This window comes from Halobacillus sp. ACCC02827 (genome assembly GCF_030291935.1).
In the GTDB taxonomy this organism is placed as follows: domain Bacteria; phylum Bacillota; class Bacilli; order Bacillales; family Halobacillaceae; genus Halobacillus.
This window is the reverse complement of sequence record NZ_CP128168.1, coordinates 117,988-139,354: the sequence shown is the minus strand read 5'-3', so window position 1 is coordinate 139,354 and position 21,367 is coordinate 117,988. Positions and strand designations below refer to the sequence as shown.

The window sequence follows — 21,367 nt, the reverse complement described above, 5'->3', positions numbered from 1 at the left end:
TCAAATGTTTTATTTAAACTTCGAAGAATTCTAGTTCTTCGCTGTCCTGAGTCAAAGTAATGATTGCTTTCTTACGGTCAGAACGATAGCCGCCGTAACGACCCATACGCTTGAATTTACCTTTAAGGTTCATTGTGTTGACAGAAGCAACACTTACACCAAAGATTTCTTCGACTGCATCTTTGATCTCAGTCTTGTTAGCTTTTGTGCTAACTTCAAACGTATATTTCTTTTCTCCCATAAGATCAGCAGAATGTTCAGTAATGACAGGGCGCTTAATAATATCGCGTGGTTCTTTCATTATGAGAGCACCTCCCCTGCTTTTTCAGCTGCTTCCTTCGTTAGGATCAGCTTGTCATGCGTTAGCAAGTCTAACACACTTACTTCTTCTACAGGAAGACTTTTCACTGTAGGGATGTTGTTAGCTGATAGAGTAACATTTTCATCTTTGCCAGCCGTTACGATCAATGCTTTTTCATTGACGTCCAACGCTTTAAGCATGTTTACTACCTCTTTAGTCTTCGGAGCTTCTAGAGAAAGGCTTTCAAGAACGATGATGTTCTCTTCCTTCACTTTAGAAGAGTAAGCAGACTGAAGAGCTAGACGACGTACTTTTCTAGGCATTGTGTAGCTGTAGCTGCGTGGTGTAGGACCGAATACAGTTCCACCGCCAACCCATTGTGGTGAACGGATAGACCCTTGACGTGCACGGCCTGTACCTTTTTGACGCCATGGTTTACGGCCACCGCCGGATACCTCAGAACGTCCTTTTACTTTGTGTGTGCCTTGGCGAAGGTTCGCGCGCTGCATCAACACAGTTTCGTGTAATACGTGAGTATTAGGTTCAATACCAAAAACGGCATCGTTCAGTTCGATTTCTCCAACGTTGGATCCGCCTTGGTTTAATAGTGCTACTTTAGGCATGACATATCCTCCCTTCGTTTATTATTTGCTAGCCTTAATTGCACTTGTAATCTTAACGTAAGATTTTCTTGCGCCTGGAACATTACCTTTGATAAGTAGTAGATTACGCTCAGCGTCCACTTTTACTACTTCAAGGTTTTGTAGAGTTACTTGTTCGCCACCCATTTGTCCAGCAAGGTTTTTACCTTTGAATACTTTAGATGGGTCTGCACCTTGTCCCATAGAACCGGAACGACGGTGGTAGCGGGAACCGTGACTCATTGGTCCGCGGGATTGGTTGTGGCGCTTGATTGCACCTTGGAAACCTTTACCCTTGGAAGTTCCTGTAACGTCAATTACGTCACCAGCTTCAAAAATATCTACTTTAACCTCTTGACCTAGTTCGAAGTCGTCAAGGTTAGAATTACGGAATTCACGAATGTAGCGCTTAGGTGTTGTGCTTGCTTTATCAGCGTGCCCTTGAGCAGCTTTCTTCAAGCGGTTAGACTTTTCGTCAGCAAAACCTAGTTGAATCGCTTCGTAACCGTCGTTTTCAGTTGTTTTCTTTTGAAGAACAACGTTCGGCTCAGCCTGAACAACTGTTACTGGGATCAATTCGCCATCTTCGGAGAAGATTTGAGTCATACCGACTTTACGTCCTAAGATTCCTTTCGTCATCCGTTACACCTCCTATTATTTATCAGATTAATTTATAGTTTGATTTCGATATCCACACCAGATGGTAGATCCAAACGCATCAATGAATCAACTGTCTGTGGTGTCGGATTAACAATGTCGATAAGACGTTTGTGTGTGCGCATTTCGAACTGCTCACGAGAGTCTTTATACTTGTGCGTTGCACGAAGTACTGTGTAGATAGAACGCTCTGTAGGAAGCGGAATCGGACCTGATACGTTAGCACCGGAACGCTTCGCTGTGTCTACGATCTTTTCTGCGGACTGATCCAACACTCTGTGATCATACGCTTTTAAACGAATACGAATTTTCTCTTTTGCCATTATGTTCCCTCCTTCTTCGCCCATTTTTAAAATAGACATTCTCCGCGAAAAAAACTTGACTACCCGCCATGGCAAAGGGGCCGGGTGTGTCAACAACCTTTCGCTTCATCGCCTTTTATGACCAACATTATTCATTATATAGAAGAAATGCGGTCATTGCAAGGATAAATCAACATTTAATTTATCCGCAAGCACTTTTCACATTATACTAGCGAACCGAGTCAAATTCAACCCCGACAGCACATGCGCACGAATAGAAAAAGCGAGCAAAGGCCAAGGCCTATGCTCGCTTGTATTCATAGCTTCTAATTACTTAGTAATTGTAGAAACTACGCCTGAACCTACTGTACGTCCACCTTCACGGATAGAGAAACGAGTACCGTCTTCGATCGCGATTGGGGAGATAAGTTCAACTGTCATTTCAACGTTGTCCCCAGGCATAACCATTTCTACGCCTTCAGGAAGTTGAATAACACCAGTTACGTCCGTAGTACGGAAGTAGAACTGTGGGCGGTAGTTAGAGAAGAATGGAGTGTGACGTCCACCTTCGTCTTTAGCTAGTACATAAACTTCAGCTTTGAAGTTTGTGTGTGGAGTGATAGAACCAGGCTTAGCTAGTACTTGTCCACGGTTGATATCTTCACGGCTTACACCACGAAGAAGTGCACCGATGTTGTCTCCAGCTTCTGCATAGTCAAGAAGCTTACGGAACATTTCAACACCAGTTACAGTAGTTTTGCTGGACTCTTCAGCCATACCGATGATTTCGATTTCGTCACCGACTTTAACTTGCCCACGCTCAACACGACCTGTAGCAACTGTACCACGACCAGTGATAGAGAATACGTCCTCAACTGGCATCATGAATGGCTTGTCAGTGTCACGGTCTGGAGTTGGGATGTTTTCGTCAACAGCATCCATTAGATCGAAGATCGCTTGCTCATACTTCTCATCGCCTTCTAGGGCTTTAAGAGCAGAACCGCTGATTACTGGTACGTCATCGCCAGGGAAGTCGTACTCAGAAAGAAGATCACGAACTTCCATTTCAACTAGTTCAAGAAGCTCTTCGTCGTCTACCATGTCAACTTTGTTCAAGAATACAACGATAGCTGGAACACCTACGTTTTTAGAAAGTAGGATGTGCTCACGAGTTTGTGGCATTGGACCGTCAGCTGCAGATACAACTAGGATCGCGCCGTCCATTTGAGCAGCACCAGTGATCATGTTCTTAACGTAGTCAGCGTGACCTGGGCAGTCAACGTGTGCGTAGTGACGAGTTTCTGTTTCGTACTCAACGTGTGCAGTGGAGATTGTGATTCCACGCTCGCGCTCTTCTGGAGCACCGTCGATCATGTCGTATGCCATAGCTTCACCAGAACCAGATTTCTTGTGAAGTACAGTAGTGATCGCTGCCGTTAGAGTAGTTTTACCGTGGTCAACGTGTCCGATAGTACCAATGTTAACGTGGGACTTGGACCGGTCGAATTTTTCTTTAGCCATTGTATATTTCCTCCTTTAAAATAAGTGAAAGTTCATTTGATTTATGATGAAGCAAAGGAGTGAAAGCCACTCCTGTGCTTACAATACAAGTTATACTTTAACTCGTTTAAAAAATCAATTATTGACCAGCATTTTTCTTGATGATTTCCTCAGAGATGCTCTTAGGAACTTCTTCGTAGTGGTCGAAGTGCATAGTGTACGTACCGCGACCTTGAGTGTTGGAACGCAATGCTGTAGCGTAACCGAACATTTCAGATAGTGGAACATACGCTTTAACCACTTGTGCATTACCACGAGTTTCCATACCATCAACACGTCCACGACGGGATGTTACGTCACCCATGATATCGCCCATGTATTCCTCAGGAATAACAACTTCTACTTTCATCATCGGTTCAAGTAGAACAGGCTTACACTTGTTTTTAGCTTCTTTAAGTGCCATGGAAGCGGCAACTTTAAAGGCCATTTCGTTGGAGTCGACATCGTGATAAGAACCATCATAAAGAGTCGCTTTGATGTCTACCATAGGGTAACCAGCCAATACACCATTTTCCATAGACTCTTTAATACCTTGTTCTACAGATGGAATGTATTCACGTGGTACAACACCACCAACGATCTTGTTGACGAATTCAAATCCAGCGCCTTCTTCGTTAGGCTCGAATTCAACCCATACGTGACCGAATTGTCCACGACCACCGGATTGACGTACGAACTTACCTTCAACTTGCGCACTTCCGCGGAATGTTTCGCGGTAAGCAACTTGTGGAGCACCAATGTTCGCTTCAACTTTGAACTCACGCTTCAGACGGTCAACGATGATATCAAGGTGAAGCTCACCCATACCAGCGATGATTGTTTGTCCTGTTTCCACGTTAGTCTCTGTTTGGAACGTTGGATCTTCTTCAGCAAGTTTACCAAGGGCAATGGACATTTTGTCTTGGTCTGCTTTGGATTTAGGTTCGATAGCTACAGAGATTACAGGCTCAGGGAATTCCATTGATTCAAGAATAACTAGGTTCTTCTCGTCACAAAGAGTGTCACCTGTACCAGTATCTTTAAGTCCTACCGCACCAGCGATATCTCCTGCATATACAGTAGAGATCTCTTCACGAGAGTTGGCGTGCATCTGTAGGATACGACCTACACGCTCACGCTTACCTTTCGTAGAGTTCTGAACGTATGATCCAGAGTTAAGTGTACCAGAGTACACGCGGAAGAATGTAAGTTTACCAACGTAAGGGTCTGTTGCGACTTTGAAAGCCAATGCAGAGAATGGCTCTTTGTCGTCAGCCTTACGGACAACTTCTTCTTCTGTTTGTGGAACGTGTCCTTCGATTGGAGGAACATCCAGTGGAGATGGAAGGTAGTCGATGACACCGTCGATCAACAGCTGAACACCTTTGTTCTTGAAGGCAGAACCACAGAACACAGGGTAGAATTCAACACTTAGAGTCGCTTTACGAATTGCTTCTTTCAGCTGATCGTTCGTGATTTCTTCTCCCTCAAGGTATTGCATCATCAAGTCTTCATCAAGTTCTGCAACAGCTTCTACAAGCTTGCCGCGGTACTCTTCGGCTTGATCTTTGTACTCATCAGGAATTTCACGCGCTTCTGCACGAGTTCCCAAATCGTCCATGTAGAAATATGCTTCCATGGTTGTAAGGTCAATGATTCCTTCGAAGTCATCTTCCGCACCAATAGGAAGTTGAACAGCAGCTGCATTAGCTCCCAGACGGTCTTTCAACGTGCCAAGGGAGTAGATGAAGTCAGCGCCGATTTTATCCATCTTGTTGATGAATACGATACGTGGAACACCGTAAGTTGTAGCCTGACGCCAAACAGTTTCTGTTTGAGGCTCAACACCAGACTGTGCATCAAGAACGGCTACGGAGCCATCTAGTACACGAAGAGAACGTTCAACTTCAACAGTGAAGTCTACGTGTCCAGGAGTGTCAATGATGTTGATACGGTGGCCTTTCCACTGAGCAGTTGTCGCAGCGGAAGTAATTGTAATTCCGCGCTCCTGTTCCTGCTCCATCCAGTCCATTTGGGAAGCTCCTTCGTGAGTTTCACCAATTTTGTGGATACGTCCTGTGTAGAAAAGAATACGCTCTGTCGCCGTTGTTTTACCAGCGTCGATGTGAGCCATGATCCCGATATTACGAGTCTTTTCCAAGGAGAACTCTCTAGCCATGCATCTTTCTCCTTCCTGTTTGAACAGTTATTTTTGTGGTTATTACCAACGGTAGTGAGCGAAAGCTTTGTTCGCTTCTGCCATTTTGTGCATCTCTTCACGACGCTTCACAGAAGCACCAGTGTTGTTTGCTGCATCTAGAATTTCGTTAGCTAGACGCTCTTCCATTGTTTTCTCTCCGCGAAGACGCGCATAGTTAACAATGAAGCGCAAACCTAGAGCCTGACGACGTTCTGGACGAACTTCAACAGGAACCTGATAGTTGGATCCACCTACACGACGAGCGCGTACCTCCAATACAGGCATGACGTTCTTCATAGCTTGATCAAATGTTTCCATAGCATCGTTACCGCTACGTTCTTGAACAAGTTCGAACGCTTTATAAAGGATTTTTTGAGCTTTTCCGCGCTGCCCATCGACCATGATTTGGTTGATCAAGCGAGTAACAAGCTTAGAGTTGTACATCGGATCAGGCAACACATCACGCTTAGCTACAGGACCTTTACGTGGCATACGTTCCCCTCCCTTCCTCAAATGGTTTATTTAAGCGATATTTACATATCGATTATTTTTTAGCTTTAGGTTTCTTCGTACCGTATTTAGAACGGCCTTGCATACGTCCATCAACGCTTGCAGTGTCAAGAGCACCACGTACGATGTGGTAACGCACACCTGGTAAGTCTTTAACTTTACCGCCACGGATAAGAACAACACTGTGCTCTTGAAGGTTGTGGCCGATACCAGGGATGTACGCGTTAACCTCTAGTTGGTTAGTTAGACGAACACGCGCATACTTACGTAGGGCGGAGTTCGGCTTCTTAGGTGTCATAGTACCAACACGTGTACAAACACCACGTTTTTGTGGAGAAGAAAGATCTGTCATACGCTTTTTATAGCTGTTGTAGCCTTTGTTCAAAGCAGGTGAACCAGACTTCTTCGTTTTGCTCACGCGTCCTTTACGCACCAATTGGTTAATTGTTGGCATGATTGTATCCTCCCTTCATTCTTAATACCACACATCCAGGTGGTTCATAAAAAGGCAAAAAACAAAGTTTTCGCGCCAAAACGCCAAAACTTTATTGCTTTATCGCCACTGTAGCCGCGCCAACATCAATACCGCACGCATCCCCTAGCTCCTTCATAGACGGAACCGTCGTATGGGGAATGTTCAGTTGGTTGGCCAGTTTAGCTACTTTTAAGGTCATCGACTGATCTGCATCTTCAGCCGTTATGACTTCATCCACTTCACCATTTTTCATGGCTTTCAGTGTCTGTTTGGTTCCAATGATTATATCGGATTTAGCCTGTGCTACTTTATCATAAGACATCTGCATATCCTCCAAAGTAACAAGGATAAATGGAAGCACCTTGATTATATTATCACTCACCCAAATGCATGTCAACTGCATCTGGGTGAGTTTTTGGTGCTTCTTTAAAATTTACCCTTTGTTAACCTGTATATCTCTATTAAGAGTGTGTTACTTCTTCTGTTGGTTCGGAAGCACCCTGCTTCTGAGCCTCGGATTGAGCTTGAATCTTACGGTATCTTGTCATACCCGTACCTGCCGGGACAAGTTTACCGATGATTACGTTCTCCTTCAGTCCAAGAAGCTCATCACGCTTACCTTTGATTGCTGCATCAGTCAAGACACGAGTTGTCTCCTGGAAGGATGCGGCAGACAAGAAGCTGTCTGTTTCAAGGGATGCTTTTGTAATACCAAGGATGACCGGACGACCAACAGCCGGCTGTCCGCCTTCGAGAAGCACTTTTTGGTTGGCTTCTTTGAACTGGTGTATCTCAAGAAGGGATCCTGGCAATACATCTGTATCTCCAGAATCAAGAACACGCACTTTACGAAGCATCTGGCGTACCATTACTTCCACGTGCTTATCAGAAATTTCTACCCCTTGCATACGGTAAACTTTCTGTACTTCCTTAAGAAGGTATTCCTGTACACCGTCAAGCCCTTTGACTGTAAGAAGCTCTTTCGGATCGATGGAACCTTCTGTAAGTGCCTCCCCGGACTTCACTTCATCACCGACAGCAACTCTCATACGAGCGCCGTATGGTGCTGTGTAAGACCGTGATTCAACAGAACCTTGGATGACGATTTCCTGCTTCTCTTTCACTTCATTCACTTCGTGGACGGTTCCGTCGATTTCCGTGATGACAGCTTGACCTTTAGGGTTACGCGCTTCAACGATCTCCTGGATACGTGGAAGACCCTGCGTAATATCATCTCCGGCTACCCCACCTGTGTGGAAGGTACGCATTGTAAGCTGAGTACCTGGTTCACCAATGGACTGCGCTGCGATGATTCCAACTGCTTCACCCACTTCGACTTCATCCCCTGTTGCCAGGTTACGTCCGTAACACTTCTTACACACTCCGTGTTTCGTGTTACACGTGAACGCTGTACGGATAACCACTCTTTCAACGCCTGCTTCGACAATTTGACGAGCAGCATCTTCAGAGATTACTTCATTACGACCCACAAGGACAGCGCCTGTTTCCGGGTGCTTCACTTTCTGGAAGGAAGTACGTCCGATCAAACGGTCGATGAGGGGTTCAATAATTTCTGTACCCTCTTTAAGAGCTGTAACAGGAAGACCTCTGTCTGTACCACAGTCATCTTCACGGACGATGACGTCCTGCGCTACATCAACAAGACGACGAGTCAGGTAACCTGAATCGGCAGTCTTAAGGGCTGTATCGGCAAGACCTTTACGTGCACCGTGAGTAGAGATGAAGTATTCAAGTACAGTCAGACCTTCGCGGAAGCTGGACTTGATTGGAAGTTCAATGATACGACCAGCCGGGTTGGCCATAAGACCACGCATACCCGCAAGCTGCGTAAAGTTAGATGCGTTACCACGTGCTCCGGAATCACTCATCATGAAGATCGGGTTACGCGGATCCAGTGACTGCATCAAGCGGCCCTGAATATCATCTTTCGCTGCTGACCATATATCGATGACACGATCATAGCGTTCCTCTTCCGTAATTAGACCACGACGGAACTGTTTCAAGACTTTGTCGACTTTCTCCTGAGCTTCATCAAGAATTTCTTGTTTCTCAGGAAGTACGACGACGTCGGATACACCGACAGTGATACCCGCTTTCGTAGAATAAGCGAAACCGAGATCCTTCATTCTATCAAGCATCTTGGACGTTTCACTGATGGAGAAGCGTTTGAATACTTCTGCGATGATATCTCCAAGGATGCCTTTCTTGAACGGCGCTACTTCTTCACGCTTAGCAATCTCTTCACGGATATTCGTTCCTTTATCCACGAAGTAGTGATCTGGTGTCTTGATTTCCAAGTTCTCTTTCGTAGGCTCGTTCATGTATGGGAACGAAGCCGGAAGCATTTCGTTGAAAATCAATTTACCAACGGAAGTAAGAAGAAGCTGACCGTTTTGTTTTTCTGTAAATGTTTCATTGTTCAAGGAGCTCGCTTGAACGGCTACACGTGTGTGCAGATGAGCATATCCATTCTGGTAAGCCATCAACGCTTCGTTCAAGTCTTTCACTACCATACCTTCTCCAATTGCGCCTTCACGCTCAAGAGATAGATAGTAGTTACCAAGTACCATATCCTGTGAAGGAGTTACAACCGGTTTTCCATCCTTAGGGTTAAGGATGTTCTGTGCAGCAAGCATCAAGATACGTGCTTCCGCCTGTGCTTCAGAAGACAATGGTACGTGAACCGCCATTTGGTCACCATCGAAGTCGGCATTATATGCTGTACATACGAGCGGGTGAAGACGGATTGCGCGTCCTTCTACAAGCGTTGGTTCAAAGGCCTGGATTCCGAGGCGGTGCAACGTTGGTGCACGGTTAAGCAGAACCGGGTGCTCTTTGATGACGTCTTCGAGGACGTCCCATACTTCATGGTGAACGCGTTCGATCTTACGTTTCGCAGATTTGATGTTATGTGCTAATCCGCGGGACACCAATTCTTTCATTACGAATGGCTTGAACAGCTCAAGCGCCATTTCTTTCGGAAGTCCACATTGATACATTTTCAAAGATGGACCTACGACGATTACAGAACGACCAGAGTAGTCAACACGTTTACCAAGAAGGTTTTGACGGAAACGACCCTGCTTACCTTTCAGCATGTGAGAAAGGGATTTAAGCGGACGGTTACCCGGTCCTGTTACCGGACGGCCGCGACGGCCGTTATCAATCAAAGCATCAACAGCTTCTTGAAGCATACGTTTCTCGTTTTGAACGATAATCGTAGGTGCTCCAAGGTCAAGCAGACGTTTCAAACGGTTGTTACGGTTGATAACACGACGATAAAGGTCGTTCAAATCAGATGTCGCGAAACGACCACCATCCAGTTGAACCATCGGACGAAGTTCCGGTGGAATGACCGGAAGCACGTCAAGGATCATCCAAGATGGATCGTTTCCTGAGTGACGGAAAGATTCAAGCACTTCAAGGCGCTTGATCGCACGTGTGCGGCGTTGTCCCTGAGCTGTTTTGAGCTCTTCTTTCAACACTTCAACTTCACCGTCAAGATCTATATCATAAAGTAATTTACGGATGGCTTCTGCACCCATAGCGGCCTGGAAACCTTGACCGAACTTCTCACGGTACGTACGATACTCTTTCTCAGAAAGCAGCTGCTTTCTCTCAAGAGATGTTTCGCCCGGTTCTGTAACGATATAGGCTGCGAAGTAAATAACTTCTTCCAGCGCTCTTGGGGACATGTCCAGGACAAGACCCATCCGGCTAGGGATTCCTTTGAAGTACCAGATGTGAGAGACAGGGGCAGCTAATTCCAAGTGCCCCATACGCTCACGACGTACTTTTGCTTTCGTTACTTCTACTCCACAGCGGTCACAAACGACGCCTTTATAGCGGACGCGCTTGTATTTCCCACAGTGACATTCCCAGTCTTTTTGTGGGCCGAAGATACGCTCACAGAAAAGACCGTCTTTCTCGGGTTTCAACGTACGATAGTTGATGGTTTCCGGCTTCTTCACTTCTCCATAAGACCAAGAACGAATCTTATCCGGTGAAGCGAGGCCGATTTTCATATACTCAAAGTTGTTTACATCTAGCAAGGGGCCTACCTCCCTTTTAGTATCCAGGTTTTCCCTAAGCTTAGAACACGAGCTACAGCAGTGTTTCTATCTTAATCGTCTAAGTTCAAATTCTCGGATTGTTTGGTTTCTTCTTCTTCAATATCGCGCATTTCGATTTCCTGCTCATCACCATTTAGAATCTTCACGTCCATACCGAGACTTTGAAGCTCTTTAATAAGAACTTTGAAGGACTCAGGTACGCCTGGTTCTGGAACATTGTCACCTTTGACGATAGCTTCGTATGTTTTCACACGTCCAACGACGTCATCGGATTTGACCGTCAAGATTTCTTGAAGTGTATATGCGGCACCGTATGCTTCCAGTGCCCAAACCTCCATCTCACCGAAACGCTGTCCACCGAATTGTGCTTTACCACCAAGCGGCTGCTGCGTAACAAGTGAATAAGGTCCGGTAGAACGAGCGTGAAGCTTGTCGTCGACCATGTGCGCCAGTTTGATCATGTACATGACACCGACAGAAACACGGTTATCGAAAGGCTCACCTGTACGTCCGTCGTAAAGGATCGTTTTCGCATCACGTGCCATGCCAGCTTCCTGCAATGTTTCCCAAACGTCTTCCTCACGAGCACCATCGAATACTGGAGTTGCCACTCTCTGACCCATCAAACGGGCGGCCATACCTAAGTGAAGTTCCAACACTTGTCCGATGTTCATACGTGACGGTACACCAAGCGGGTTCAACATGATGTCTACAGGAGTACCATCCGGTAGGAAAGGCATGTCTTCTTCTGGAAGAATCTTGGAAATAACACCTTTGTTACCGTGACGGCCGGCCATTTTATCCCCTTCAGAAATCTTACGTTTCTGAACGATATAAACACGAATCAACTGGTTGACCCCTGGTGGCAGCTCGTCTCCATCTTCGCGATTGAAGATCTTAACATCAAGAACGATTCCGCCGGCTCCGTGCGGTACACGCAAGGATGTATCGCGGACTTCACGGGCTTTCTCTCCGAAGATTGCGTGAAGCAAACGTTCTTCTGCCGACAATTCCGTTACACCTTTAGGCGTAACTTTACCAACAAGAAGATCTCCGTCACTTACTTCTGCTCCGACACGAATGATGCCGCGATCATCAAGATCTTTAAGTGCATCTTCCCCGACGTTCGGAATATCACGAGTGATTTCTTCCGGTCCAAGTTTCGTATCACGAGCTTCCGATTCATATTCTTCAATATGGATCGACGTATAGACGTCATCTTTAACAAGTCGCTCACTCATGATGATGGCATCCTCATAGTTGTAACCATCCCATGTCATGAATGCAACCAGCGGGTTCTGTCCAAGCGCCAGCTCACCCATATCCATGGAAGGACCATCAGCAAGGATTTCTCCTTTTGTAACACGGTCACCTTTAGCGACAATCGGACGCTGGTTGTAACAGCTTCCTTGGTTGGAACGGATGAACTTCTGCAGACGGTAACGATCCACGTCGCCTTCTACTTCTTTGCCGTCTACTTCAGAAATGCGGCGTACGCGAACTTCTTTCGCTTCGACACGCTCAACAATTCCTTCGTGTCTACAGATGACAGCGGCACCGGAGTCTTTACCGGATACATATTCCATACCTGTTCCGACTAAAGGTGCATCCGGTTTAAGCAATGGCACTGCTTGACGTTGCATGTTCGCACCCATCAAGGAACGGTTGGAGTCATCGTTTTCCAAGAAAGGAATACAAGCCGTCGCTGCAGATACAACCTGCTTAGGTGATACATCCATGTAATCAATACGATCACGGCTTACGACCGTGTTCTCCCCACGGAAACGGGAAATAACTTCTTCGTCCATGAAACTTCCGTCATCACCAAGCTTCGCGTTAGCTTGTGCTACGACGTAGTTATCTTCTTCATCAGCAGTAAGGTAATCAATTTGGTCGGTTACTTTGTTCGTATCCGGATCCACACGGCGATATGGTGTTTCAATAAAGCCGAATTCGTTTACCTTCGCATAAGAAGACAAGGAGTTGATCAAACCGATGTTCGGTCCCTCAGGAGTTTCGATCGGACACATACGGCCATAGTGGGAGTAGTGTACGTCACGAACTTCGAATCCTGCACGTTCACGTGTTAAACCACCCGGTCCAAGCGCAGATAGACGACGTTTGTGAGTCAATTCTGCTAACGGGTTGGTTTGGTCCATAAACTGGGATAGTTGGGAGCTTCCGAAGAACTCTTTAATGGATGCAATAACCGGACGGATATTGATCAGCTGTTGTGGTGTGATGGATGATGTATCCTGAATGGACATACGCTCACGTACCACACGCTCCATACGGGAAAGCCCGATTCGGAACTGGTTCTGAAGAAGTTCTCCTACAGAACGCAGACGACGGTTACCAAGGTGGTCAATATCGTCCGTGCCACCAACATCATGAAGCAGGTTAAAGAAATAACTGATAGAAGACAAGATGTCAGCCGGAGTGATGTTCTTAACGTCGCGGTCGATGTTCGCATTACCGATAACGTTGATAGAACGTTCCCCTTCCGGATCCGTCGGGTCTACAATTTTTACAGATTGGACTTGAATCGGGTCCTCAAGAACGCCGTCTACAGGCTCAAGAGTTTCCTCGCTCAATGTACCTTCTGCATCATCAAACAATGGAATCAGTTTGTTAAGAAGACGGCGGTCAATCTTGTCACCCTTCTCCGCAATAACTTCCCCTGTTTCCTCATCCACTAATGTTTCAGCAAGGGTTTGGTTAAACAAACGATCCTTAATATGAAGCTTCTTGTTCATTTTATATCTTCCGACTCTAGCTAGATCATAGCGTTTCGGATCAAAGAAACGAGAGACAAGGAGACTTTTAGCATTTTCTACGGTCGGCGGCTCGCCGGGACGCAGACGCTCGTATATCTCAAGCAAAGCTTTCTCTGTCGTTTCCGTATTGTCTTTTTCAAGCGTGTTCTTCAGGTACTCATTATCTCCGATCAAATCGATGATCTCTTGATCGGTACCGAATCCTAGAGCACGAAGGAGCACTGTGATAGGAAGCTTACGCGTACGGTCGATGCGGACGTGTACGACGTCTTTGGCATCTGTTTCAAACTCTAACCATGCTCCACGGTTAGGAATGACCGTAGCGGTATAACCACGCTTACCGTTCTTATCAATCTTCTTATTGAAATATACACTCGGAGAACGAACAAGCTGGGATACGATGACACGTTCCGCACCGTTGATTACAAAGGTACCTGTGTCTGTCATCAATGGGAAATCACCCATGAATACTTCCTGCTCTTTCACTTCACCCGTCTCATTATTTAGAAGACGTACTTTCACACGAAGCGGTGCGTTATATGTTACGTCGCGATCCTTTGACTCATCGACTGGATACTTTGGTTCGCCAAGGCTGTAGTCTACGAATTCAAGTGAAAGATTACCGGTGAAATCTTCAATTGGCGAAATGTCCTGGAACATCTCTTTCAAACCTTCTTCCATGAACCACTCATAGGAAGCCGTTTGAATCTCAATCAAGTTAGGCAATTCCAATACTTCACTAATACGTGCATAACTTCTGCGCTGGCGGTGTCGTCCATACTGAACTAGTTGACCTGTCAACTGATTCACCCCTCAAATCAAGCATTTTAATAACGAAAAAAGGGTCCGGCAAGACATGCCGAACAGGCTTGCGGTTGATCTTGCCACAAGCGCTATTTAAACATTCGCCTTATAGCAAATGGTGATTCTTCATTTCTCTCTAACGTTAGACAAAAAAGAAAAAGGCTTTTCATACATAAAAACCTCATTTACTTTCAGTGTTCGATTTTACCATTCTGACCAACTATCATCTTTTTATACAAGAAAATGCAAAAAAGACTTGACAGCGTTCAGATATATTGGCATTTTTCAATACTAGCACAACCGGACAAGCTAGTCAATCTTTTTAGACTTAAGGATAAAGTATCCTTTCTGTTTCTCTACTATTTCCACGTTACCGAACAGTTCCTCCATCTTGGCTTTCGCTGATGGGGCTCCTTGTTTCTTTTGTATGACGACCCAGAGTTCTCCTTGGTCTACCAAGGATTGTCCAGCTTCCTCAAACATAGAGTGAACGACTTCCTTCCCGGCACGAATGGGAGGATTAGTAAGAACAGCCGCAAAACGATGGTCTTTCACCGCCTGCATCCGATCACTTTCTTTTACAGTTACATTCGCGATGCCGTTTGCCGCCGCGTTTCTTTCCGCCAGATTCAAAGCCCGTTCGTTCACATCCACCATCCATACGTGACGATCCGGATAGTGTTTAGCCAAGGACATACCAATCGGCCCATATCCACAGCCTAAGTCAAGAAAATCTCCTTCTGCTTCCGGCGCACGAAAGGAATCAATCAATACGCGCGAACCGAAATCCACCTCGCCTTTAGAGAAAACGGCGCGGTCTGTTGTGAACGTAAATGTATGGCCCTTCAATTGAAAAGTCCACGATCTTTCTTCACTTGCAGCAGATGTCTTCTTGGAATAGTAATGTTCCGACATAATCCGAACACCTTCTTTTTTGATCTATTAAGAAAAAGAAAGCCCGCCGATAGTCAGCGAGCTTTACTTTAAAAAGATATCTTACTTAAGTTCTACAGTAGCGCCTGCTTCTTCAAGCTGAGATTTCATTTCTTCAGCTTCTTCTTTAGAAACGCCTTCTTTGATTGGGTTTGGAGCACCGTCAACTAGTTCTTTAGCGTCTTTAAGACCAAGACCAGTGATTTCGCGTACTGCTTTAACCACTTTGATTTTAGAGCTTCCTGCAGATTCAAGCACTACGCTGAATTCTGTTTGCTCTTCAGCAGCTTCGCCACCTGCAGCTGGTCCACCAACAGCAACTGGAGCTGCAGCAGATACACCAAATTCTTCTTCAATCGCTTTAACTAGGTCGTTAAGCTCAAGAACAGACATTTCTTTAATCGCTTCGATAATTTGTTCGTTAGACATGAGAAATTTCCTCCTTAGTTTTTATGGTTATAGTTTTAAACGAACGCGAACTTACGCGCTTTCTTCCTCTTTTTGCTCCGCCACTGCTTTTGTAGCATAAGCGAAGTTGCGGATAGGTGCTTGTAGTACGCTTAGGAACATAGATACAAGACCTTCGTAGTTTGGAAGGTTTGCAAGTTCTTGGATTTGCTCAAGAGTTGCAACTTGTCCTTCAACTACGCCACCTTTAATTTCAAGGTTTTCGTGATCCTTAGCGAAGTTGTTAAGAATTTTAGCCGGAGCTACTGCATCTTCTTCATGGAAGGCCAAGGCTGTAGGTCCTTGAAGCACTTCGTCAAGACCAGAAAGCTCTACTTCTGCCGCAGCACGGCGAGTCATTGTGTTTTTGTACACTTTGAACTCTACGCCTGCTTCACGAAGCTGTTTACGAAGCTCTGTAACTTCCGCTACGTCAAGACCGCGGTAATCTACCATTACGGCAGACTTACTGCTACGGAACTTGTCAGCTAAGTCAGATACAATTTGCTGCTTTTGCTCGATAACACTGCTCATCGGTTCCACCTCCTATTGACTTATCATCATACCGTCCAAAGGTTTTGTTCATAAAAAAGCACCCCCATGTAGACATGGAGGTACGAATCATAGAGCAGGGCAGTCTGCGCTGCTCTATTTATATTCACACACACCTCGGCAGGAAATTAAGCGGAAGCCGCACCTGCTGTCTACGGTATAACGTATTCATTTATACAACGTCACTAATTGTAACCAATCAGAAACGGAAAGTCAACACTAAATTATATTACTTAGAGAACCCAGTAACATCAACTTTGATCCCAGGACCCATTGTTGATGAAACAGCTGCGTTACGCATGTAAGTTCCTTTAGATGCTTGTGGTTTAGCTTTCACAAGAGTTTCTGTAATCGCTGTGAAGTTCTCAGCCAGTTTCTCTTGATCGAAAGAAGCTTTTCCGATCGGAACATGGATGTTAGCAGCTTTATCAACGCGGTATTCTACTTTACCAGCTTTGATTTCGTTTACTGCTTTCTCAACTTCAAACGTTACTGTACCTGTTTTAGGGTTCGGCATAAGACCTTTTGGTCCTAGTACACGACCAAGCTTACCAACTTCAGCCATCATGTCAGGAGTTGCAACAACAACATCAAAATCGAACCAGCCTTGGTTGATTTTGTTGATGAGGTCCTGCTCACCTACGTAGTCTGCACCTGCAGCTTCTGCTTCTTTCGCTTTATCACCTTTAGCGAAAACAAGCACACGCTGAGATTTACCAGTACCGTGTGGAAGTACCATTGCTCCACGGATCTGCTGGTCTGCTTTCTTAGGGTCAACCCCAAGACGGAAAGCTGCTTCGATTGTTTCATCAAAGTTAGCTTTTGCTGTTTCTTTTACTAGCTTGATGGCTTCCTGCACATCATAAGCTTTTGTACGATCAACAAGCTTTAGAAGCTCTTGTTGCTTTTTCGTTTTCTTAGCCATTTTAAAATTTCCTCCTCGTTGTGGTTTTAACGGATTTTCCTCCCACGAATAAAGGTTGCGAAAGAGACACTAGCTCCATTTCCGCAACCTTTTCCTATCTCCAAATGACGCTGTGGGATTAATCTTCGATTGTGATTCCCATGCTGCGCGCAGTACCTTCGACCATACGCATTGCAGCTTCCACGTCAGCAGCGTTCAAATCAGGCATTTTCGTTTCTGCGATTTCGCGAACTTGATCGCGTTTGACAGAAGCTACTTTGTTACGGTTTGGTTCACCGGAACCTGACTCAATTCCAGCCGCTTTCTTAAGAAGAACAGCAGCAGGTGGAGTTTTAGTAACGAATGTAAAGGAACGGTCCTCATAAACCGAGATTTCTACTGGAATGATCATACCAGCTTGGTCCTGCGTACGAGCGTTGAACTCTTTACAGAAGCCCATGATATTAATACCTGCTTGACCTAGTGCCGGTCCTACTGGTGGCGCTGGGTTAGCTTTTCCTGCAGGGATCTGAAGCTTTACAACATTAATAACTTTTTTAGCCACGAGACACACCTCCTTAAAGTCCGTGATGTGGTAATAGGGTTCTACCCCTCCCACTCCATTGCGTTAAGCAATAGCCCCTCATCTATGGGGCGCATATAGAACATAAAAATTCTAGCATCTTTGTGCCGGATATGCAAGGGGAGGATTGTTTTTTTATAATTTTTCAATCTGAGTGAAGTCCAATTCGACCGGAGTTTCGCGGCCGAACATGTTGACATGGACCTTGACTTTCTGTTTGTCCAAGTCAATATTCTCAATGGTACCAGTGAAGTTTGCGAACGGTCCGTCGGTAACAGTAACACTTTCTTTCACTTCGAAATCAATGTCTGCCTTCGGCTGTTCCTTCATGCCCATACGCTTAAGCACCGTATCCACTTCTTCCGGTAAGAGAGGGGTCGGTTTAGAACCAGAGCCGGTAGATCCGACAAACCCCGTCACGCCGGGAGTGTTACGGACAACGTACCAAGAATCATCCGTCATTACCATCTCCGCTAAAACGTATCCTGGGAAAACTTTCTTTTTGGCAATCTTCTTCTTGCCGTTTTTAATTTCCGCCTCTTCGTCCTCCGGGACAAGAACACGAAAAATCTTATCTTCCATCCCCATAGACTCTACGCGCTTCTCGAGGTTGGTCTTTACTTTGTTCTCATAACCTGAATAGGTGTGAACAACATACCATCTTTTTTCCATTATCGCAGGACAAGTGCTTGCCCTTCCCTCCCTTATGCTTTAGTTAATCGAAATTCTTTCCAACATGAAAAAACCCGCGGAACGGGTTTTTTGTAAGTCTATCTCTATTATAGCATAAAATTAACTCTACTATTCCTTAGCGATGAGTTCAAGCACTTGGGAGATCCCAAGATCTACAATAGCAAAGAACAAAGCTACGAAGACGACGGTGAATAGTACGGTAATCGTGTACCTGGTCAGTTCCTGCCCCTTCGGCCAACTGACCTTTTTCATCTCACGCGCTACGTTCTTGAAGAACTTAAACATGCTGTAATACCCCCCAAACTTGTGCCGACTGGCTTCCTGATCTACTTCGTCTCCCGGTGCAGGGTGTGGGATCCGCAGTTCTTGCAGAACTTGCGGACCTCCAGACGTTCGGATTGGTTGGAACGATTTGTATATGAACTGTAATTTCGAATTAAACATTGTGTGCAGGCTAATATTACTTTCTTACGCACTTCTCTGTCACCTCAAATCATCGAGGTATAATACTAAATTAATGTAGCACTCTTCCCATAGACTGTCAATGTGGGTTCAAAGTGTGATTTCATTGATTTCCAGATACTTTTCGAGCTTCCGCTTCACGCGTTGCAGAGCGTTATCGATCGATTTGACATGACGCCTCAATTCCTCGGAAATCTCTTGATAGGACTGACCGTCCAAATAAAGGGTCAGCACCTGCTTTTCAAGATCGCTGAGAAGTTCGGACATCTTCTCTTCCATATCTGAAAACTTCTCTTTATTGACAATCAATTCCTGGGGATCGATTGCTTTTGAACCTGCGATGACGTCAAGGAGCGTACGGTCTGACTCTTCATCGTAGATAGGCTTGTCCAGCGAAACATAGGAGTTTAAAGGGATGTGTTTCTGTCTAGTGGCGGTTTTAATAGCAGTAATGATTTGACGGGTGACACACAGTTCAGCGAATGCTTTGAAAGACGACAGTTTTCCTTCTCGATAATCACGAATAGCCTTATAAAGGCCGATCATTCCTTCTTGAACAATATCTTCCCGGTCAGCCCCGATTAAGAAATAAGTGCGGGCTTTGGCGCGTACGAAATTCTTATACTTGTTAATCAAATAATCAAGTGCCTGAACCTGTCCCTGATTAATTCGTTCTACGACTGCTTCATCATCAAGCTTACTAAGATCCAACTCATTGGTGCTTTTCTCCGTTTGTAAGATGCTCACACAGGATCCCTCCGACCGTGCTATCTCAATATATAGAAATATTATACAGTAAGCGTTTGAAAAGCGTCAACAAGTTGTCAGAATTATTTATCTCCTCGGCGCCACTTCTCAAACAATTCCCGCACCTCTTTGTTTATCGGAATTTTAGATTGATAGTGAAGCTGATTGTGGGTTTCTACGTCCTTTTCGATCTGGTTCTCAATGTTCTTTACTTCGATGTAAAGCTCTCTCGCAGACTTCCGAAAAGCTCCCTGACCGAAGATGGTCCGCTGCTCTGCATAATCGGATGTAGCCACGTACACCTGTGTCCGCACGTCATTCAATTCACCGGCAAGCTTCTCGATCCGCTCGTCTGCCGTTTCATTCTCCTTAGTGAAAAGGACTTCCACTTTGTAGTTCTGCTGCTTCTTCTCAAGTCCCCGGACATGGTAGGCATCAAAGACGATCATGATACGATCCCCTGTATAGGATTGGTATTCTGCCATCATCTCTATGAGAAGATCCCGTGCTTGCCCGAGATCTTTCTCCTTTAATTTCACCAGTTCCGGCCAGGCCCCGATCATGTTATATCCGTCTACAATTAATACATTCATTGTCACTCACCGACAGGGTGACGCTTCCTGAATACTTCATACATGAGAAGGGAGGCTGCTACTGAGGCATTAAGGGAAGTGACCTGTCCGGCCATAGGGAGACTGACAGTCCAATCACATTTTTCTTTCGTCAATCGACTCATTCCGCGGCCTTCACTTCCAATCACAAGCGCCAGCGGCATCCGGCCATCCAGCTGTCGATAGTCTTCTGTACCTTCCGCATCTGTTCCGACAACCCAGACAAAGCGCTCCTTCAATTCATCTATCGTTCTAGCCAGGTTGGTCACTCTCGCTACAGGAATGTACTCGATCGCTCCTGTAGACGTCTTTGCAACTGTAGCAGTAAGAGCGACGGACCTCCGCTTCGGAATGATGACTCCGTGCGCTCCTGCTGCGTCTGCCGTCCTTAATATCGAACCAAGGTTGTGCGGGTCTTCAATTTCATCACATATGATGAAAAAAGGCGCTTCTCCCTTTTCTTCCGCTTTAGCGAATAAATCTTCCAAATCACTGTATTCATAAGCAGCCACAGAAGCGATAACACCTTGGTGCGTTCCTTCTACAAGCTGATCCAGTTTCTTCTTCGGAACTTTCTGGACGAGGACCCCCTGTTCCTTCGCCAGCTGCTCTACCTTTTTAAATGCCTGATACTGTAACTGATCCGATACCATGACTTTGTTGATCGAGCGTCCGGATCTTATCGCCTCCTGTACAGCATTCTTGCCTATAATCCATTCTCCGTTCATTCGTCTCCACTCCTTTCTTCCACTTCTCTAATAGCATAGTGCACCAACTCTTCCAGCCTTTGTTTCTGACCGGATAAATATAAAAATCCCAACACCGCTTCAAATGCGGTCGAATAACGATAGGTTTGCACATTGGTACTCTTAGGCACAGAGCCGGATTTCGCATTCCTGCCCCTGCGAAGGACACCCTCTTCTTCTTCCGTCAGTATTTCTGCCTCCTGCCAGGCTCGTACGGACTGAGCCTGGGACACAGCAGAGACAAAACGAACAGCTGCCTTGTGGAGGTGCTGCGGCTGCACTTCCCCTTTATCCAATAGGTACTCTCGGACATACAATTCATAAACAGAATCGCCCATATAAGCGAGGGCGAGACTCTTCATCTGTTTCACGTCGGTGCGTTCCATGTG

Annotated in this window: 23 protein-coding genes and 1 other annotated feature; all 23 genes read right to left on the bottom strand. The window is 45.5% G+C overall.

Translation table 11 applies throughout. The features are described 5' to 3' along the window. Positions 1–13 precede the first annotated feature (13 nt). The 23 genes from rplW to QRD89_RS00645 all read right to left on the bottom strand — a co-directional run bounded on the left by rplW (position 14) and on the right by QRD89_RS00645 (position 21,364). Positions 14–301: a 50S ribosomal protein L23 gene (rplW, locus tag QRD89_RS00755; protein ID WP_008636063.1), complete on the bottom strand. Its 288-nt coding sequence runs from the start codon at positions 299–301 to the stop codon at positions 14–16. Next, on the bottom strand, positions 301–924 hold the full coding sequence (rplD, locus tag QRD89_RS00750; protein WP_008636064.1) for a 50S ribosomal protein L4: 624 nt from the start codon (positions 922–924) through the stop codon (positions 301–303). The genes rplW and rplD overlap by 1 nt, the downstream gene beginning before the upstream one ends. Positions 925–945: 21 nt before the next feature. After that, on the bottom strand, positions 946–1,581 hold the full coding sequence (rplC, locus tag QRD89_RS00745) for a 50S ribosomal protein L3 (protein ID WP_008636065.1): 636 nt from the start codon (positions 1,579–1,581) through the stop codon (positions 946–948). 32 nt (positions 1,582–1,613) lie between these two features. Continuing rightward, positions 1,614–1,922, bottom strand: coding sequence for a 30S ribosomal protein S10 (gene rpsJ, locus QRD89_RS00740; RefSeq protein ID WP_008636067.1), 309 nt, complete (start codon positions 1,920–1,922; stop codon positions 1,614–1,616). Between the two features lie 309 nt (positions 1,923–2,231). Continuing rightward, positions 2,232–3,422 carry an elongation factor Tu gene (gene tuf, locus QRD89_RS00735; RefSeq protein ID WP_008636068.1) on the bottom strand — a complete coding sequence of 397 codons (1,191 nt, stop codon included), beginning with the start codon at positions 3,420–3,422 and terminating at the stop codon, positions 2,232–2,234. Between the two features lie 118 nt (positions 3,423–3,540). Next, positions 3,541–5,619 carry an elongation factor G gene (fusA, locus tag QRD89_RS00730; protein ID WP_008636069.1) on the bottom strand — a complete coding sequence of 693 codons (2,079 nt, stop codon included), beginning with the start codon at positions 5,617–5,619 and terminating at the stop codon, positions 3,541–3,543. A 42-nt stretch (positions 5,620–5,661) separates the two neighbouring features. Beyond that, positions 5,662–6,132 (bottom strand): 30S ribosomal protein S7, encoded by a 471-nt coding sequence (gene rpsG / locus QRD89_RS00725; protein ID WP_008636070.1) that lies wholly within the window; start codon positions 6,130–6,132, stop codon positions 5,662–5,664. Between the two features lie 52 nt (positions 6,133–6,184). Then, positions 6,185–6,604 (bottom strand): 30S ribosomal protein S12, encoded by a 420-nt coding sequence (gene rpsL / locus QRD89_RS00720; protein WP_008636071.1) that lies wholly within the window; start codon positions 6,602–6,604, stop codon positions 6,185–6,187. Positions 6,605–6,695: 91 nt separating this feature from the next. Then, the gene (locus QRD89_RS00715; protein ID WP_008636072.1) at positions 6,696–6,947 is read right to left on the bottom strand and encodes a 50S ribosomal protein L7ae-like protein; all 252 of its coding nucleotides are present in this window, start codon (positions 6,945–6,947) and stop codon (positions 6,696–6,698) included. A gap of 139 nt (positions 6,948–7,086) precedes the next feature. Further along, positions 7,087–10,698, bottom strand: a complete 3,612-nt coding sequence (rpoC, locus tag QRD89_RS00710) for a DNA-directed RNA polymerase subunit beta' (RefSeq protein WP_008636073.1) — start codon at positions 10,696–10,698, stop codon at positions 7,087–7,089. A gap of 71 nt (positions 10,699–10,769) precedes the next feature. Further along, positions 10,770–14,297 carry a DNA-directed RNA polymerase subunit beta gene (gene rpoB, locus QRD89_RS00705; RefSeq protein WP_026577046.1) on the bottom strand — a complete coding sequence of 1,176 codons (3,528 nt, stop codon included), beginning with the start codon at positions 14,295–14,297 and terminating at the stop codon, positions 10,770–10,772. Between the two features lie 312 nt (positions 14,298–14,609). Further along, the gene (locus QRD89_RS00700; RefSeq protein ID WP_286096105.1) at positions 14,610–15,215 is read right to left on the bottom strand and encodes a class I SAM-dependent methyltransferase; all 606 of its coding nucleotides are present in this window, start codon (positions 15,213–15,215) and stop codon (positions 14,610–14,612) included. An 81-nt stretch (positions 15,216–15,296) separates the two neighbouring features. Then, complete coding sequence (gene rplL / locus QRD89_RS00695) at positions 15,297–15,662, bottom strand: 50S ribosomal protein L7/L12 (RefSeq protein WP_008635891.1); 366 nt, start codon at positions 15,660–15,662, stop codon at positions 15,297–15,299. A gap of 51 nt (positions 15,663–15,713) precedes the next feature. Continuing rightward, complete coding sequence (rplJ, locus tag QRD89_RS00690; protein ID WP_008635890.1) at positions 15,714–16,214, bottom strand: 50S ribosomal protein L10; 501 nt, start codon at positions 16,212–16,214, stop codon at positions 15,714–15,716. Positions 16,215–16,257: 43 nt separating this feature from the next. Then, positions 16,258–16,408, bottom strand: a sequence feature (ribosomal protein L10 leader region). 53 nt (positions 16,409–16,461) lie between these two features. Next, on the bottom strand, positions 16,462–17,157 hold the full coding sequence (gene rplA / locus QRD89_RS00685; protein ID WP_008635887.1) for a 50S ribosomal protein L1: 696 nt from the start codon (positions 17,155–17,157) through the stop codon (positions 16,462–16,464). A 118-nt stretch (positions 17,158–17,275) separates the two neighbouring features. Further along, entirely contained in the window at positions 17,276–17,701 is a 426-nt protein-coding gene (gene rplK, locus QRD89_RS00680; RefSeq protein WP_008635884.1) for a 50S ribosomal protein L11, read from the bottom strand. A gap of 153 nt (positions 17,702–17,854) precedes the next feature. Next, positions 17,855–18,391, bottom strand: a complete 537-nt coding sequence (gene nusG / locus QRD89_RS00675; RefSeq protein WP_008635882.1) for a transcription termination/antitermination protein NusG — start codon at positions 18,389–18,391, stop codon at positions 17,855–17,857. A gap of 129 nt (positions 18,392–18,520) precedes the next feature. Then, positions 18,521–18,697 (bottom strand): preprotein translocase subunit SecE, encoded by a 177-nt coding sequence (gene secE / locus QRD89_RS00670; RefSeq protein WP_008635880.1) that lies wholly within the window; start codon positions 18,695–18,697, stop codon positions 18,521–18,523. A 41-nt stretch (positions 18,698–18,738) separates the two neighbouring features. Next, positions 18,739–18,888: a 50S ribosomal protein L33 gene (rpmG, locus tag QRD89_RS00665; protein ID WP_286096104.1), complete on the bottom strand. Its 150-nt coding sequence runs from the start codon at positions 18,886–18,888 to the stop codon at positions 18,739–18,741. 76 nt (positions 18,889–18,964) lie between these two features. Next, positions 18,965–19,621, bottom strand: coding sequence for an RNA polymerase sporulation sigma factor SigH (gene sigH, locus QRD89_RS00660; RefSeq protein WP_008635876.1), 657 nt, complete (start codon positions 19,619–19,621; stop codon positions 18,965–18,967). 83 nt (positions 19,622–19,704) lie between these two features. Next, positions 19,705–20,214: an NYN domain-containing protein gene (locus tag QRD89_RS00655; RefSeq protein WP_008635874.1), complete on the bottom strand. Its 510-nt coding sequence runs from the start codon at positions 20,212–20,214 to the stop codon at positions 19,705–19,707. A 2-nt stretch (positions 20,215–20,216) separates the two neighbouring features. After that, positions 20,217–20,960, bottom strand: coding sequence for a 23S rRNA (guanosine(2251)-2'-O)-methyltransferase RlmB (gene rlmB, locus QRD89_RS00650; RefSeq protein ID WP_062512755.1), 744 nt, complete (start codon positions 20,958–20,960; stop codon positions 20,217–20,219). After that, positions 20,957–21,364, bottom strand: a complete 408-nt coding sequence (locus QRD89_RS00645) for a Mini-ribonuclease 3 (RefSeq protein ID WP_008635861.1) — start codon at positions 21,362–21,364, stop codon at positions 20,957–20,959. Before QRD89_RS00645 ends, rlmB begins: the two co-directional genes overlap by 4 nt. Positions 21,365–21,367 lie beyond the last annotated feature (3 nt).